The 16418-nt window shown below is 67.0% G+C and carries 11 protein-coding genes; 5 read left to right on the forward strand and 6 right to left on the reverse strand.

What is annotated here, in order from left to right; genetic code table 11:
- Positions 1-302: 302 nt before the first annotated feature.
- The gene (locus tag VLK31_RS24780; RefSeq protein ID WP_409171120.1) at positions 303-575 is read right to left on the reverse strand and encodes a hypothetical protein; all 273 of its coding nucleotides are present in this window, start codon (positions 573-575) and stop codon (positions 303-305) included.
- Between the two features lie 612 nt (positions 576-1187).
- The gene (locus tag VLK31_RS24785; RefSeq protein ID WP_409171121.1) at positions 1188-2075 is read right to left on the reverse strand and encodes a LysR family transcriptional regulator; all 888 of its coding nucleotides are present in this window, start codon (positions 2073-2075) and stop codon (positions 1188-1190) included.
- A gap of 308 nt (positions 2076-2383) precedes the next feature.
- Here VLK31_RS24785 and VLK31_RS24790 point away from each other — a divergent pair, with 308 nt between their 5' ends.
- A complete protein-coding gene (locus VLK31_RS24790) occupies positions 2384-5941 on the forward strand; it encodes an indolepyruvate ferredoxin oxidoreductase family protein (RefSeq protein ID WP_409171122.1) in 3558 nt (1185 codons plus the stop codon).
- Positions 5942-6050: 109 nt separating this feature from the next.
- Entirely contained in the window at positions 6051-7355 is a 1305-nt protein-coding gene (locus VLK31_RS24795; protein ID WP_409171123.1) for an ArgE/DapE family deacylase, read from the forward strand.
- A gap of 19 nt (positions 7356-7374) precedes the next feature.
- Here VLK31_RS24795 and VLK31_RS24800 read toward each other — a convergent pair whose 3' ends face one another.
- The gene (locus VLK31_RS24800; protein ID WP_409171124.1) at positions 7375-9381 is read right to left on the reverse strand and encodes an ATP-binding protein; all 2007 of its coding nucleotides are present in this window, start codon (positions 9379-9381) and stop codon (positions 7375-7377) included.
- A gap of 134 nt (positions 9382-9515) precedes the next feature.
- Here VLK31_RS24800 and VLK31_RS24805 point away from each other — a divergent pair, with 134 nt between their 5' ends.
- Complete coding sequence (locus tag VLK31_RS24805) at positions 9516-11162, forward strand: thiamine pyrophosphate-binding protein (protein WP_409171125.1); 1647 nt, start codon at positions 9516-9518, stop codon at positions 11160-11162.
- On the opposite strand, the gene VLK31_RS24810 is transcribed toward VLK31_RS24805, so the two are convergent.
- Genes VLK31_RS24810 through VLK31_RS24820 form a run of 3 tightly spaced genes read right to left on the reverse strand, consistent with a single transcriptional unit; the run spans position 11159 to position 14681 of the window.
- The gene (locus VLK31_RS24810; protein ID WP_409171126.1) at positions 11159-12826 is read right to left on the reverse strand and encodes an ArnT family glycosyltransferase; all 1668 of its coding nucleotides are present in this window, start codon (positions 12824-12826) and stop codon (positions 11159-11161) included. The genes VLK31_RS24805 and VLK31_RS24810 overlap by 4 nt on opposite strands.
- Positions 12823-13686 carry a ChbG/HpnK family deacetylase gene (locus tag VLK31_RS24815; protein WP_409171127.1) on the reverse strand — a complete coding sequence of 288 codons (864 nt, stop codon included), beginning with the start codon at positions 13684-13686 and terminating at the stop codon, positions 12823-12825. The genes VLK31_RS24810 and VLK31_RS24815 overlap by 4 nt, the downstream gene beginning before the upstream one ends.
- Positions 13683-14681 carry a glycosyltransferase family 2 protein gene (locus tag VLK31_RS24820; protein ID WP_409171128.1) on the reverse strand — a complete coding sequence of 333 codons (999 nt, stop codon included), beginning with the start codon at positions 14679-14681 and terminating at the stop codon, positions 13683-13685. The genes VLK31_RS24815 and VLK31_RS24820 overlap by 4 nt, the downstream gene beginning before the upstream one ends.
- A gap of 385 nt (positions 14682-15066) precedes the next feature.
- Between VLK31_RS24820 and VLK31_RS24825 the strand changes: the two genes are divergently transcribed.
- Positions 15067-15696 (forward strand): hypothetical protein, encoded by a 630-nt coding sequence (locus VLK31_RS24825; RefSeq protein ID WP_409171129.1) that lies wholly within the window; start codon positions 15067-15069, stop codon positions 15694-15696.
- Positions 15697-15859: 163 nt separating this feature from the next.
- Positions 15860-16369 (forward strand): bacteriohemerythrin, encoded by a 510-nt coding sequence (locus VLK31_RS24830; RefSeq protein ID WP_409171130.1) that lies wholly within the window; start codon positions 15860-15862, stop codon positions 16367-16369.
- Positions 16370-16418: the final 49 nt, after the last annotated feature.

Here is a 16418-nt window from a genome sequence, read left to right on the forward strand (position 1 = left end):
CAGCGTAAGGGCACTACAGAAGCGCTCAAACACATCGAATGCCGGTGCAACGAGCCGGCGAGCGCTGCGACACAACACGCGCGCTCGTCATCAAGTCAATTTACGACTTGATCAGATGTTCCCTAGCATCGCAAAGGAGCCCGAAACGGCTGTACGCCGTGCTCTGATCCGGACCTTCCGCGAACGTCCGCTTTCGGGAGGGCCCGATGTCCGCTATGGAGCGGATATCGCCTCAAAGCCACCCCACAAACGAATACCGCGCCACAGACGGGCTGCGAAACTCGCAGCCCGCAGACCAGGCACTAACTGCTGGTCTCAGGCGCGCCATGCCGCGCCTTCTCACTCAACTGAAACAGCTCCCCAGCCTTGCGCGCCAATTCAGCCGCAAGCCAAAGCAAGTTGTCCAGTTGTCGCGGTCCCGTGCCGCTGCACCAATCGATGTTTTCCCCGTGGCAGACCCACAGCAGGGCTTCTAGTTGGGCGAGTGTGTTTTCGAGTTGGTCCGCCGGGTCTTGGGCGGTCTCGTCGGGGGAGTTTGGGGGCGAGTGGGCCCCGGCTATAGTCTTGGTAGCCATTTTTGTGCGTTCCTTTAGAGGTTGGTGCACTTCTTTGGTTAGACGGTCGGGATGCTTCAACACCCCGGCCGTCGCCTTTTGATACCTCGCATCTGCGTCGTTGCTTGTTCAGCACCGACAACCTGCCGCGAGGCGAGCAGTCTTCAAATATCTGTGTGGCTGTGTGTGTAGCGTCTTCCTTGTCCCCTTGCTGGGGTAGTGAGTGGCAGGGGCGTTCACTTTAGATAAGAGCCCGGCGCAATGGCCGTTTCGTTCGAAACGAAATCTCCGCAAGCGCCAACAAATGCAGCTTCTGCAATGCGCCGCGTGTGGGCCTGAAGAGCGCTGTGCCGGCATGTCACACAAGGCCACATTCGCTTCCAAGCAAAACTCAAAAGCGGCTGCTGCGGCAGCCACAGCGGCGTCGTCGGCGATCGATCAAACAAGGCGCAACGTGCCTGTGGCATCGCACAGCGGCGCTGAGCGCTCACGTCGATGGGGTGCCTTGCGCAGCGAAATAAAGGAGGAGCGAAGCGGGGGACATTCGCGGAGCAAGGCACCCCGTCGGCGTGAGCGTCGCCCTGAATGAACCCGAACCCGAACCCGACCCCGGTCCCGCCCCCGAATCTGCCCTTAAGGCATCCCCCGAGCCAAAAGATGATCCACCAACCGACGCTGCGGAAAACTCAAAGCCTCCTGCCGCGTACACAGGTACATGCGACGTGAAGCCCAGGCATCGGTCAGATTGATGAACCGCAACTTCATCTCCTTGCGATAAGTCACCGCCGCCCCCTCGGGCAATATGCCCACGCCCATGCCCGCTTCGATCATTCGGCACACCGCCTCGAAGCTCTTCACCCGCACCCGCAAACGCAGCACCTTTCGCGCGCTCATCGCCGCGTCTTCCATGGTGCGCGAAATGGCCGAGTCGTCTTCCAGCCCCACAAAGTCGAAGTCCAGCAGTTCCTCGAACGACACCTCTCGCCCACGCCACGGATGCTTCTGCCGCACGATGGCCACCAGCCGATCGGTGCGGTAAGGAATGAAGTGCAGCGCCGGGTCGGCCGCCTCGCTGGTGATCACGCCCACATCGGCCTGCCGGTCCCGAATGGCCTGCACGATGTACACGCTGCGGTGCTCCTCCACGCTCACCCGAATCTCCGGATACCGCTGCCGAAAGCTCGCCACATCGTCAGGCAAGAACTGCCCCATGGCCGACGCATTCGCATGCAGCCGCACGCGCCCCGTGGCGCCTTGCGCGTAGTCCGACAGGTCGGCACGCATGCGGTCCACGTCGCGCAGGATCTGGCGCGCATGCATGGCCAGCGACTCGCCCGCGCCGGTGGGCGTCACGCCCTTCGAGCTGCGGTTGAGCAACGCAACGCCCAGGTGGCCTTCCAGAATGGCCAGGCGGCGGCTGGCGGCCGACAGCACCATGTGGCTCTCGGCGGCGGCCTTCGACAGGCTGCCGTGCTCAATGGCGCGCAGGAAAAGCGCCAGCGAATCGAGGTCGGGTCTCATGGTGTCTCTGCTTTCTGCGGGGCCGCCATTGTCGGGCCAGCGGGCCACCCGAGCGCCACATGAGCGCCACATGAGCGCCATCTGAGCCACACCCGAGGGCCACCGAAATTCTTTCGGCACATCGCATCCGAAAAAGACGAATCTTCCGCAACGCACGCCGTACGGCCAAAACGAAGAAGCACTTTCCGCCCGCCCAGCGGAAGAATCGTTGCTGCCCTGCCGTCTACCCCGGCGCGGCGCTACGCGGGCCGGCCCCTTACCGGGGCCACGTCCGCATCCCTCGAGTCCTACCCGGAGTCTTCTCAGTCATGGCATCCCACGAACTGGCCAGCGTTGCGCTGGACGACAAATACACGGCCACCGAAGGCCGGATCTACCTCAGCGGCATTCAGGCGCTGGTGCGCCTCATGCTCGTGCAGAAATGGCGCGACCAGCAAGCGGGCGTGAACACCGCAGGCTTTGTCTCCGGCTACCGCGGCTCGCCGCTCGGTGGGCTGGACGAAGCACTGTGGAAGGCGCAGCCGCAGCTGGAAGCCAACGCCGTCAAGTTTCTGCCGGGCGTGAACGAAGAGCTGGCGGCCACCGCCGTGTGGGGCACGCAGCAGGTGCACCTGACGGGCGAGAGCGCGGTCGATGGCGTGTTTGCCATGTGGTACGGCAAGGCACCCGGCGTGGACCGCTGCGGCGACGTCTTCAAGCACATGAGCCATGCGGGCACCTCGCCCCACGGCGGCGTGCTGCTGGTGGCGGGCGACGACCACGGTGCCTCTTCTTCCACGCTGCCCAACCAGAGCGACCACTTGTTCGCGGCCTCGATGATTCCCATGCTCTACCCGCAGAGCGTGGAAGAGTACATCGAGCTGGGCCTGCACGGCTTTGCGATGTCGCGCTTTGCGGGGCTGCCGGTCGGCTTCAAGGCGCTGGCGGACACGGTGGAGTCGTCGGGCTCCATTGCGGCCGGCACGCGCGACGTGCACACCCGGCTGCCCGCGGACTTCGTGTTTCCGCCCGGCGGCGTGCATGCGCGGCTCTCAAGCGACACGCTGGGCGTGCAGGCGCGCAAGCAGGAGGCGCTGATGCACAACTACAAGATCTACGCCGCAATAGCCTATGCGCGCGCCAACCGCCTGAACCGCGTGACCATCGACTCGCCCAACGCGCGGCTGGGCATCGTGGCCTCGGGCAAGTCGTACCGCGACGTGCTGGAGGCGCTGGAAGAACTGGGCATCGACGCACAAGAGGCGGCGCGCATCGGCATTCGGCTGTTCAAGGTGTCGATGCCCTGGCCGCTGGAGCCCGACTCGGTGCGTGAATTTGCCGAAGGCCTCGAAGAGATTCTGGTGGTCGAAGAAAAGCGTCAGATCGTGGAGTACCAGCTCAAGGAGCATCTGTACAACTGGCGCGAGAACGTGCGCCCGCGCGTGATCGGCAAGTTCGACGAGCAGGGCGAATGGGGTGCGCACCCGCGCGGCCAATGGCTGCTGCCGGCCACGGCGGACTTTTCTGTGGCGCAGATTGCGCGGGTCATTGCCGCGCGCGTTGCGCGCTTTCACACCAGCGACCGCATCCGCATGCGGCTGGCCATTCTCGACGCGAAGGACGTGGTGCTCGGCAAGGCCGTGGCCACGCCTTCACGCCCGGCCTGGTACTGCGCGGGCTGCCCGCACAACAGCTCGACCAAGGTGCCCGAAGGCAGCCTGGCGCTGGCGGGCATCGGCTGCCACGTGATGGCCACCGCCATCTACCCGGAGCACAACAAGACGACCACGCACATGGGCGGCGAAGGCGCGCCGTGGCTGGGGCAGGCGTGGTTCTCCAAGCGCAGGCATGTGTTCGCGAACCTGGGCGACGGCACGTACTACCACTCGGGCTCGCTGGCCATTCGCGCGGCGGTGGCGGCGGGCGTGAACATCACCTACAAGATTCTCTACAACGACGCGGTGGCCATGACCGGCGGCCAGCCGGTCGACGGGCCGCTCAGCGTGCCGCGCATCGCGCACCAGATGGCGGCCGAGGGCGTGAAGCGCCTTGCGCTGGTGGCCGAAGACCCGACGCGCTGGGCCGACCGCAGCGTGCTGCCACCAGAGCGTGACGGCTTCGTGCTCACGGTGCACCACCGCGACGACATGGACGCGGTGCAGCGCACGCTGCGCGAGTGCGAGGGCGTGTCGGTGCTCATCTACGACCAGGTGTGCGCGGCGGAAAAGCGCCGCCGCCGCAAGACGGGCGAGTTTCCGCAGGCTGCGCGGCGCGTGTTCATCAACGACGCGGTGTGCGAAGGCTGTGGCGACTGCGGCGAGCAGTCGAACTGCACCGCACTGCTGCCCAAGCCCACCGAGCTGGGCCTGAAGCGCAGCGTGGACCAGAGCGCGTGCAACGCGGACGAGTCGTGCATCAAGGGCTTTTGCCCGAGCTTCGTGACGGTGGAAGGCGTGAAGCCGCGCAAGCAGGCGCCCGTGGCGGCCAAGGCCGCAGTTGCGGAACCGCCGCTGCCGGAGCCCGCACCGCCCACGCTCGACGGCATGCACAACATTCTGATCACCGGCATCGGCGGCACGGGCGTCATCACCATCGGCGCGCTGATCGGCATGGCCGCGCACCTGGAGGGCAAGGGCGTGAGCGTGCTCGACATGACGGGCATGTCGCAGAAGAACGGCTCGGTGACTTCGCATGTGCGCATTGCGCGCGACGCAGCGCAACTAAAAGCGCAGCGCATTCCCACCGGCGAGGCCGATCTGGTGCTGGGCTGCGACATGCTCACCGCCGGCGCGCCGGACGCCATTGCGCGCATGCGGCCCGGGCGCACCTATGCGCTGGTCAACACCTTCGAGCAACCGACGGGGCATTTTGCGCAGCAGCCCGACTGGGAGTTTCCGGCCGCGCAGGTGCGCGCGCTGATCGATGAGTCGGTCGACGGGCGCACCGACTTCATCGACGCCACGCAACTGGCCACGCGGCTCATGGGCGACGCAATTGCGGCCAACCTGTTCCTGCTGGGCTTCGCGTTTCAGAAGGGCTGCGTGCCGCTGTCGGCCGAGGCGTTGAACAAGGCCATCGAAATCAATGGCGTGGCGGTGAAGGCCAACCAGTCGGCATTTCGCTGGGGCCGCAAGGCGGCGCTGGACCTTGCCGCGGTCACGCGCGAAGCCACACCGCAACAGGTGGTGGCGCTGCAGCGGCCGCAGAGCTTCGAGGCACGGGTGAAGGACCGCACCGCGTTCCTCAAGGCGTACCAGAACGCCGCATATGCGCAGCGCTATGCCGAATTGGTCGAGCGGGTGCGCGCGGTGGAGCAGCAAGGGCGTGGCACCACGCTGCTCGCGAAGGCCGTGGCATCGGGCCTGTTCAAGCTCATGGCCTACAAGGACGAGTACGAGGTCGCGCGCCTGTACACCGACAAGCGCTTCATGCAAAAGCTCGGCGAGCAGTTCGAAGGCAAGCCGGTGCTGCGCTTTCACCTCGCACCGCCCCTGCTGGGCCGCCGCGATGCCGAAGGGCGCGCGCTGAAGACGAGCTTCGGGCCGTGGATGCTGGGTGCGTTCCGCGTGCTGGCGATGTGCCGTGGCCTGCGCGGCACGGCGCTGGACGTGTTCGGCCGCACGGCCGAACGCCGCATGGAGCGCCAGCTGATCGACGACTACCGCGCGATGGTCGAAGACCTGCTCGCGCGCTTCGAGCGCATCGACTTCGACACCGCGCTGTCGCTCGCGCGGCTGCCGGAGCAGATTCGCGGCTTCGGGCATGTGAAGGAAGAAAGCGTGGTGACGGCGCGGGTGCGCTGGGGCGCGCTGGTGAAGCAGCTGGACGCGGCCAGCCCAGCAGCGCCGAAGGCTTCTTCGCCAAGACAGGCTGCAATGGCGACCTGAGCGCGCGCAGGCGCGGCGGATGCGCCAGCCCGGTCAGAACGGCGCATCCGCGACAGTCCCAGGCCCATTCCCAACGGTGCGCCGCGCGCGCCGCTGAAAGAATGGGTTCATGAATGAAGCCCTTCCCCTCCAGGCCGACGAAGCCGCCATCGTCGCCGCCGCCCATGCCCTGCGCGACGAGGCCGTCGCCATGCTGAGCGAGCTGGTCACGCACCCCTCGCTGCTGGGCCACGAGCAGAGCGCGCAGCGCTTCATGGCCGACACCTTTGGCGCGCTCGGCCTGCAGGTGGACGAATTTCAGATCGACGAAGAAAAGCTGCGCGCGCACCCCGGCTACTCGCCGTCCATCGTCTCTTACGAGGGCCGCACGAACGTGGTGGGCATCCACCGCCCGACCGGGCCGTTCAAGGGCAATTCGCTGATCTTCAACGGCCACATCGACGTGGTGCCCACCGGCGCCGAGGTGCTTTGGACGCACCCGCCGTTCTCGGGCAAGGTGGAGGGCGACCGGCTGTACGGGCGCGGTTCGTCCGACATGAAGGCCGGCATCATCGCGTACACCATGGCCTACAAGGCGCTGCGCTCGCTGGGGTTGGAGCCCGCGTCGCCGGTGTACTTTCAGTCGGTCATCGAAGAGGAATGCACGGGCAACGGCGCGCTGGCCTGCCTGGTGGAGGGCTACCGCGCGGATGCGGCCGTCATCACCGAGCCGGTGGCGGCCGACGGCATCATGACCTGCCAGATGGGCGTGCTGTGGCTGGCCATCGAGGTGCTGGGCAAGCCGGTGCATGCCTCGGTCGCGCAAACCGGCGTGGGCGCCATCGACTTCGTGCTGTACCTGTTCGGCGAGCTGAAAAAGCTCGAAGAAAAATGGAACGCACCCAGCGCGCGCTACCGTTCTTTTGCGCACCACAACCATCCGGTGAACTTCAACCTGGGCAAGATCAACGGCGGCGAATGGGCCTCGTCGGTGCCATCGGCCTGCCGCGCCGACGTGCGCCTGGGCTTCTACCCCGACATGAAGGTCGAGAAGGTGAAGGCCGAGGTCGAGGCCCTGCTGGCCGCCGCCTACGAGGCGCACCCTGCCCATGCCGCGCTGAGCTACAAGATCGTGTACGAGGGCTTTCAGGCCGACGGCTGCGAGGTGCCTGCGGACGCACCCATCGTGGCAGCGCTCGCCCGTTGCCACCAGGACATCGTGGGCAAGGTGCTGACGCCCACCGCCTTCACCGGCACCACCGATGCGAAGTTCTTCAACCTCTACGGGGACACGCCGGCCATCTGCTACGGGCCCTCGGGCGGCGCCAACATTCACGGCATCGACGAGTGGGTGTCGATCGACAGCATGGTGCAGGTGACTGCGGTGCTGGCGGTGTTCATGGCGCGGTGGTGCGGGGTGAACCGGGTCGGCTGACACGGCTCCTGCCCGCGGCTCAAAAAGGCGCCAACACCTTCTCGGCGTCCATCTCGCGCTGCAGCGGCAACCACAGCATGAAGCGCGTCCCCGTGCTGCCCGACTCCCAGCGCACCGTCCCGCCAATGGCCAGCGCGCGCTGCTGCTGGTTGTGCATGCCCCGGCCGCCGCGGCGCAGGGCCTCTTCCACGGAGAAGCCCGCGCCGTTGTCTTCGATGAGCACGCACACGCCCTCGTCCACCGTGGCGGTGCTCACGCCGATGGTGGTGGCCTGCGTGTGGCGCAGCACGTTGGCAATGCACTCCTGCGTGATGCGCAGAATGTGCAGCGCGCTGTTCGGGTCCAGCCACGGCAGCGAGGGCACGGGCTGCACCTCCCAGCGCAGCGAGACGCCCGCGCCTTCGATGCGCGGCGCCAGCCTGAAACGCAGCGTGGCCAGCAGGAGCAGCAGATCGGTGTCCACGCTTTCCATGGAGTCGATCACCAGCTTCAGGTCTTCCATGCAGCCCTTGAGCACGACCGATATTTCGGCGTCGCTCATGGTGCCGCGCTCCACCGAGCGAATGGCGCTGATCAGCGTGGAGCCAAGGCCGTCGTGCATGTCCTGCATGAGGCGCCGGCGTTCGGCGCTCAGCATGTTCTGGTTCTCGATGACGCGCAGCCGCTGGTAGCTTTGCTGCAGCTCCGCCTCGCGCTCCCGCAGGCGCAAAGCCAGCCCGGTGTTCAGGCGCGCCACCTCCGCGAATGCGCCGGTGTAGCGCTGGAACATGATGTAAGAGAACAGAAAGAACAGCCCGATGATGGCGTAGGGCGAGGTGTACACGCTCTCCGGGCTCACCAGGTTGTTCTGCAGCAGCCCGTCGTATGAGGTGAACACCACGGCAAACACCGTCCAGCCCGCCACCATGCGCCCTTCGGGCAACTGCGCGCGCAGCGCCTTGCGCAGGTTCACCGCAAAGATCAGCACGGCCACCGGCAGCACCATCAGGTTGAGCAGCGGCGTGAACAGGTAGAGGCTGACGATCGCCTTCGACACATGCGGCAGCGTCGTCACGTTGCAGGCCAGCGTGAGCACCAGCGCCAGGCGGGTGAGCCAGGGTGAAGGCTGCTGGTGCAGGCGCTGCAAAAACAGGTGGATGAGCACGATCAGCCACAGCAGGCTGGCCACCGTGAGCCATTCGAACCAGTCGTCCGACATGGGCATGTAGTTGCCGCCCACGTAGTAGTGCAGCATGCGCAAGAAGGCGAGCGCGGAGATGGCGAAGAACAGCAGGTAGAGCGACTCGCGCCGCTTGCCCAGCCACACCGCGAACGCGAACAGCCCGACCGCCAAAAACGCGGCGCTGCCCATGAAGGGCAGCTCCACCTGCAGCAGCTGGCGCACCTGGTAGCGCCAGCTCAGCGCGCCTTCGCCGCCCACCCACACGGTGGAGAACCCGCTGCCGCTGCTGCGCAGGCGGTCGACGCGAATCAGCACCGACGACGGCGGCGGCGCGTGCGCGGTGGCGTTCAACGGCAGCAGCAGCGGATGGTTGTAGCCGTTGTGCACGGGGCTGCCGTGCGACTGGTAGAGCAGCATGCCGTCGCCGTACACCGCAATGTGGCCCAGCGTTTTCCAGCGGGCGAGGTAGAGCAGCTGCGGCTGCGTAGATTGCGCAGATTGCGTAGAGGGCGCCAGCCCGGTCACGTCGATGCGATACCAGTCGGTAACGGTGCGCACTGCCCCCGAAGGGGTGGGAAGCAGATCGCGCCCGGCCGTGTACGGGAGCGCGACCTCTTTCCAGCCGTCGGTCGGCAGCGCCGCGTCTTCGATGCGTTGGGGCGGGGCGGTGTAGCCGGTGCCTGGAATGGAGAGCAATTGGGCGCGGGTGATGTGCACGGCGTCATTGCGCTGCGACGCATCGGCAGCCGGCAATTCAGCGACAGGGGCAGCAGTGGCGCACGCCAGCACGACGAGCGCCATGGCCAGCCACAGCCTGGCGACCCAGCCACGGCATCGCCAACGGCCCGCGCTGCCAAGCCTCATGGCGCCTCGCTCCGACGACCCCACCGCAACGCACACGGCGTGACGGACAAGGGGAAGGAGTGCGGTTTCATCGGGTCACAATTATGTCCTTGACCATTCGCAGCGCATTGGCGCCCTGCCGGAGCTCTCTCGCCATGACCCCCACCCTTCGCCACCGAGGCGCCGACGCGCTGATCCAGTCCCTGCACGCCGCGGGCGTCACGCGCATCTTCACGCTCTCCGGCAACCATGTGATGCCAGTGTTCGACGCGGCTTTCGGCTCCGGCATTGCGCTGGTTCACACGCGCCACGAGGCCAGTGCCGTGCACATGGCCGACGCGTGGGCCCGCATCACCGGGGAAGTGGGCATTGCGCTGGTCACCGGCGGCCCGGGCCACGCCAACGCCGTGGCCGCGCTGTACACCGCGCAAATGGCCGAGGCACCGGTGGTGCTGCTGTCCGGCCACGCGCCGAACGACCAGCTCGGCCAAGGCGCGTTCCAGGAGATGCGCCAGGCAGAAATGGCCGCGCCGGTCTGCAAGGCCGCTTGGACATGCGCCAGCCCCGACGAGGTGGCCACCGACATTGCCAAGGCCATCCGCCTCGCCAGGTCCGGGCGACCGGGGCCGGTGCACCTGAGCTTGCCGAGCGACGTGCTCGAAGCGGCCGCCGCCCCTTCAACCCCACAAAGAGAAGACTTCGCGCCCACGCCGATGCCGCTCGCGCCAGCCGTTGCGGCGCGCTTGCGCCAGTGCCTGGCACAGGCCAGCAAGCCGATGATTCTGGTCGGCCCCTCATGCATGACGCGTCCCGGGCGCGCACTGGCCAGCGCGCTCGAAGACGCGACCGGCATTCCGGTGGTCGGCATGGAAAGCCCGCGTGGCATCGCCGACGCCAGCCTCGGCGCTTTCGCGCAACTGCTGGCCGATGTCGACTGCCTGGTGCTCGTGGGAAAGCGGCTCGACTTCACGCTGAAGTTCGGCGCCGCCTTTCCGGCTGCCACGCAGGTGCATCAGGTCGACGCGGACGCTGAGGAAATGGAACGCAGCCGCCGCGCCCTGGGCGACCGATTGAAGACCGTGGCGCAGGCCGATGCCTGGTCGGCGCTGCGCGCGCTGGCCGAGACGACGCAGGCAGACGGGCCCATGGCCATGACCACCACCGCGCCGTCGCCTTGGCTCCGCGACGTGCGCAGCGCCTTGTCGTACCGGCCCGCCGCATGGAACAGCGCCTGCTCGGCACTGCCGGGCCGGCTGCATCCGGTGCAGATGCTGCTGCCCCTGCAAGCGGTGCTCGACAGCCACCCCGAATCGGTGCTCGTGTGCGATGGCGGCGAAATCGGACAGTGGGCCATGGCCTGCCTGCGCGCACCGCACCGCGTGAACAACGGCGTGGCCGGTGCCATTGGCGCCGGCCTGCCCTATGCGCTGGCGGCGCGCTGTGCCCAGCCTGAGGCGCCCATCGTCGCGGTCATGGGCGACGGCACGGTCGGCTTTCACATTGCCGAGTTCGACACCGCGCTGCGCTACGGGCTCTCGTTTCTCGCGGTGGTGGGCAACGACGCGCGCTGGAACGCCGAATACCAGATCCAGCTGCGCGACTACGGGCCCGAGCGGCTCATCGGTTGTGAGCTGCGGCCCACGCGCTACGACACGGTGGCGCAGGCCTTTGGCGCGCACGGCGAATGCGTGAGCGACGCCGCCTCGCTCATGCCTGCGGTGCAGCGTGCGCTCGACAGCCGCATGCCGGCGTGCCTGAACGTGGTGATCGAAGGAGTGCCTGCGCCGCTGATCAGGCGCTAGCAGGCCCGCGCGGGCTGACCGGTATCGTGCGCAGCACGGTCCTTGGGCAGAACGATGCCCCAGCGAATGCGCGCGCTGTGCGCCGCGCCCTGGCCCGTCCAGGGCACGTTCAGCACACCGCGGCAGTTGGCCGACGCCAGCAGGGGCTCCAGCATGATGCCCTCCGAGAGGAAATCGGGGTTGTCCAGAATCAGCACCATGCCGCCTTCGCGCGCCAGCGTGCCGGGCGCCAGCCACGGTGAATCGCGCTCCTGGCCGTCGACCAGCAGTTGCATCGACGGCGCCATCTTCAACGCCACCGCACCCGCAAACCACGTGTCGCCGACCAGCAACTGAAGCGGGGCATCGCCCACGCGCCGCTGCCAGAGGTCGTTCACCGCAAGTGCCACGTCCTGCGCGGGAAGGTTGGGCCGCGTCATGTAGCCCAGCTGCCTGCTCCAGACACCTTCGACCCACCCCTGCCCCAAGGCCCCGACGAGGTGCACGACCACGGTGACCGCCATCACCACGCGCCACCGCAGGCGCGACCAGTGTTCGGCGTCCAGGCCGCGCAGGTTCACCACCGCCCACAAGGCAACGGGCAAGAAGAAGGTGGTGAGCCAGGCCGGCAGCAAGGTCACCTGAAAAACAGCCGCCAGCGGCAGCACCGCGCAGACGGGGCCGAAGCTGGCCCACGCCAAGAAGCGCCGGTCGAACGCGCTCGCTGCAAGTGATGTGGGTGATGCAAGTGATGCGGATGATGCGGGCGATGCCGGCCCGCCCCTGGCCCGCGTCAGCCACAGGCAGGCCGCCATCAGCACCATGGGCAAGAGCCTGACGATCTGCAGCGTCACCACCTTGCGCAGGCTGTTGTAGCTGTAGACCGCCGGTGTCTTCGAGTGCACCGAGTGCAGCGCATAGGCAATCGACAGGTCGGGGTGGCGAACCATCCACGCGAAGTGCGGCAGCAGCATCGCCAAGGCCACCGCGCCGGCAATGGCCACGCCGGTGCGCACATGCGCCTCGCGCCACAGGCCTTGCCGCACGATGAACGCCAGGCCGACCGCAAACTGCACCACCGCGCTGTACTTGGTCAGAAACGCCAGCGCCGCAAAAGCACCCAGGCAGGCCCAGTCCCTGTAGCGCGACGACGGCCCGCGCAGCACGCGCCACAGCATCCACCAGTAGCCGGCCAGCCAGATCAGCTGCACCGTGTTGTGGTTGTAGATGACGGCGCGCTGCACGTGGTACGTCACCAGCGTGCCCAGCACCAGCGCCAGCGCGGCGCGCCGGGGCACGACCATCTCGCGCGACCACTGCCACACGATGAACAGCGCCCCCACGCCGCACGCCACGCCTGCCGCATAGGTCAGCCACGGCTCGCGGCCAGCAAGGCCCACCAGCACGCCCATGATCCAGCTCGGCAGCGGCGGGTGCTTGTAGTAGCCCAGCTCGAAGCTGCCGGCCCAGAACAGCTCTTCCACGTTGTCCCATGGCGGCGACGGATAGAAGAACGAGATGGCCACGGTCCACACCAATGCCATGGCCGCCAGCGCCAGCAGGACACCGTTTCGGCTGTCCAGCGCCGGGAACGAAAGGCCCGAGGGGCTCTTCGGTGACAGGCCCGAGGGGCTCTTCTGTGAATGGCCCGGCGCCAGCTCGACGGCCACAGATGCGTGCTTCATGTGCGAGCGCGAGGCCAGTGGGTGGACAGCGGCGCCAGCGCCACCTGGTCGCCCGTGGGCGTGGTCCATGGGAAATCGATGTCGGCGAGCACCGCGTACTCGGCCATGCGCGCCTCGCCGTGCGGCGTGTCGTGCGTGTCGCCTGCGTTGCCCGTGTCACTCATGCTGGGATGGCACATCAGCACGTCCCCGTTGCGCGCCGAGGACAACCAGCCGAGCATGCGCCGGCGATAGCCCGCGTGCCCGCCCGCAAAGTCATACACGCCCAGCAGCGCACGGCTCGTGGGGGTTGCGTTGCGCGCGGCGGCACGCGCCAGCGCTCGGCCTCCCAGTGCATGAATGACGTGCGCCTTGAGCGTGACGGCCCCTTGCACGGCGCGCGGCCGCGTGTTGCGCAGCCAGGGCGGCGCCGCGCCGTAGCGGCGCGACACCTCGTCCAGCAGCGCGCGACGCACCACCGGCAGCTGGTGCACATGCCGGTGCCCGTCGACGAAGGCCGGCGGGCGGCCCATGTCGTCCTCGAAGCGGGCCAGCTGGTCGGCAATGGCGCGCTGCAAGTGCGGCAGCGACGCGGTTCGCGTGAAGGTGCGCAGCAGCAGCGGGCCCAGCCCGGGCTCGTCACCGCCCGGCACCTGGGGCGGGGTCAGGTCCAGGTGCAGGCCGACATCCACCTGTGCGCGATCGACGCGCCGCAGCGCTGGCAGCCCCTGCGTCCATGCCTCGCGCTGCACCAGGCAGCCGGTGGCGCTGAGCTTGCGCCGCTCGATCAGTGCGAGCACCGCCGCATTGACGCCGGGGCTCATGCCGAAGTCGTCGGCGCAGATGCACAGCTGCCGCGCCTCGGGTGCACGCGTGGTCATGCCTCTTCCATCTCGAGCCCGGTGCCGCGCTGCTCGCGAATGAGGTACAGCGGCCGGCCCTTGACCTCTTCGAAGATGCGCGCCACGTACTCGCCGACGATGCCGGTGGAAATCATCTGCACGCCAATGAAGAACATCAGGCTCACCACGATGGTGGCCCAGCCCGAGACCGCGTTGCCGAAGACAAGGTGGTCCACCACCACATAGCTGCCGTAGGCAAAAGCGGGCACCGCCAGCAGCAGCCCCATCACGCTCACCATGCGAAGCGGCCAGGTCGTGAAGGCGGTGAGGCCGTCGAGCGCCAGCATCAAAAGCCGCCGCCCGTTGAAGCGGCTGCGCCCTTCGGCGCGTGGTGCCGGCGTGTACGGCAGCGCCACCGCGCGAAACCCGACCCAGGCGTACAGGCCTTTCATGAACCGGCTGCGCTCGGGCAGTTGGGCCAGCGCATCGACCACCTTGCGGTCCATCAGCCTGAAGTCGCCCGCGTTCTCCGGCACGGCAAAACGGTCGGACGCGTTCAGCAGCTTGTAGAACAGGCGCGTGCCCAGCTTCTTCAGGCGCGCCTCGTCGCTCCGGTCTTCGCGCACCGCGTAGACCACCTCGGCACCTGCCAGCCAGTGGTCGATCATGGCGCGCACCAGCGCGGGCGAGTGCTGCATGTCGCCGTCGAGCAGCACCACGGCGTCGCCCGTGGCGGCGCCCAGGCCCGCGGTAATGGCGGCCTCTTTGCCAAAGTTGCGTGACAGCGAGATGTACCGAAAGCCCGATCGTTCGCACCACTGCTCGGCCAGTGCCTGCGTGTCGTCGGTGCTGCCGTCGTCCACCACAATGATTTCCCACCGCAGGTGGGTGGCCCAGAGCATGGCTTCCAGCTGCGGCAGCAGTTGCCGCAGGTTGGCGGCCTCGTTGAAGCAGGGCACCACGCACGACACGCTGCGCGGGCGCAACGCCTTCACCTGCGCCAGCTGCGGCGCCTCGCGCAAGACGGCATTCATGGGCGTCGCGCCGCCGGGCGAGTGGCGTGCAGCGGCGCTGCGGATGCAGCAAGGCGCACGTCGGCAAATGTTTGAACAGCGGCTGTGGTCACCTGCGGGTTGCTCCAAGTACGAGGCGCGGATGGTGCGCATCGCGGTATCGATGTGCGGGCAACGGATCATTGCTTTATCACCTCATACTTAGCTGAAGGTTATCTGAGCGGTGATGCGAAACCACCCAGAATCCTTATGCGAAAGTATCCATTTCGCGTGGTCAGTGCGCCGTCAGTGTCGATGGACCAGCGGCGCTTGAAAGGTATCCTCCCGCTCGCGCCACGGCAGTCGGCGGCGCGTCAACCACAGGGCATTCAGCGGCATGCGCAACGAGGACTTTCGAGACCCTTCGATGGACAAGGCCGACCACGCGATGGCGGCATGGGAGCATTCGTTGCGGCCCTCGAAATCCATCGATCAAATGTGGCTCCTCATTGGAATTGTTGTGGCGTTGGTCCTGGGGAGCCTGGCCTACCTGGCGTTCAACAGTGGGCCTGGGGTGAACCCGGTGCGCGCGCAGAAAGACCCGCAGGGCGCGCCATCCGCTGCGCCGCAAGCGGAACCACCAGCGCGGCAAGACGCGCGGCTGCCAGACCCGGCGTTGGCCCCTCGCGTGCAGCGCTTCTCAAAATGCACGTCGGCCTCGGGTGCCATCGCTTATTCGGACGGCCCCTGCCCCACCGGCGCCCAGGCCGCACAAGTGGCGGTGCATCCAGACAGCAACCTGGCCGACGGCATGTCGGACGATGCAAGGCAAGCCTCTTTGCATAACAACAGCGTGATCGCGCAATCCGTTGCGGAACACGAACGCCGCGTGGCGATGAATGTCGACACCCCGACTTCGGAATGCGCGCAGCTGAAGGCGCTGATCGCCTCGATCGACGCTGCCGCGCGCCAGCCGCTGCCAGGTTTCGAGCAAGACCGCCTCAAGGACCAACGCAGGCGTGCGAACGACAGAATGTTTGCGTTGCGTTGCGCATGACGCATCGCTCAGGGGCAGTTCAGGGGCGCTGATTCGCTCGTTCGAAGGCCGCTTCTTCCAACTTGTGCAAGGACCTTATCGATGCCCTTGATTCAGATCAACAGAGCGCGCCATTCGCACATCGATACTGCGCGCTCTCTCTTGAAATCTGGACTTGGACATCATGGCGCATCTCGTGTGGAAGAACGAACTCAATACCGGAATCCATGAGATCGACACCCAGCACCAGCGCATTGTTCAGTACATCAATGCGCTGGACGATGCCCGGCTGACGAACGACCAGCGCACCGTGGGCCGCATCATCGAGGAAGCGATCGACTACACGGCCTCGCATTTCGCGTTCGAGGAGGCCATGCTCGACGATGCTGGCTATCCGTTTTCCACCCCACACAAGAAGGTGCACGAGATCTTCGTGCGGCGCGTGGTCGAGTTTCATGCGCGCTTCGAGCGTGGCGAGCCGGTGCTCGCGGAGCTTCACGCGATGCTGTCGCGGTGGCTGTTCAACCACATCCGCCATGAAGACGGTGCCTATGTGCCTGTGGTGAAAGCGCATCTGCACAGCACCGCGTCTTCGGCGGAACGCATCGTCGCGGAGCAGGTTGGCAAGGAGCTGCTGCAGGGGCGGCCGGGTGGGCAGGCGAAGCAGGGGTGGATGAGGAGGTTGTTCGGCTGAGCGACGCGGCATCGACCTTGTCGCGCTGGCACCGGGCCTGGATGGCCCC

This window comes from Variovorax sp. H27-G14 (assembly GCF_046156345.1).
GTDB lineage: Bacteria > Pseudomonadota > Gammaproteobacteria > Burkholderiales > Burkholderiaceae_C > Variovorax.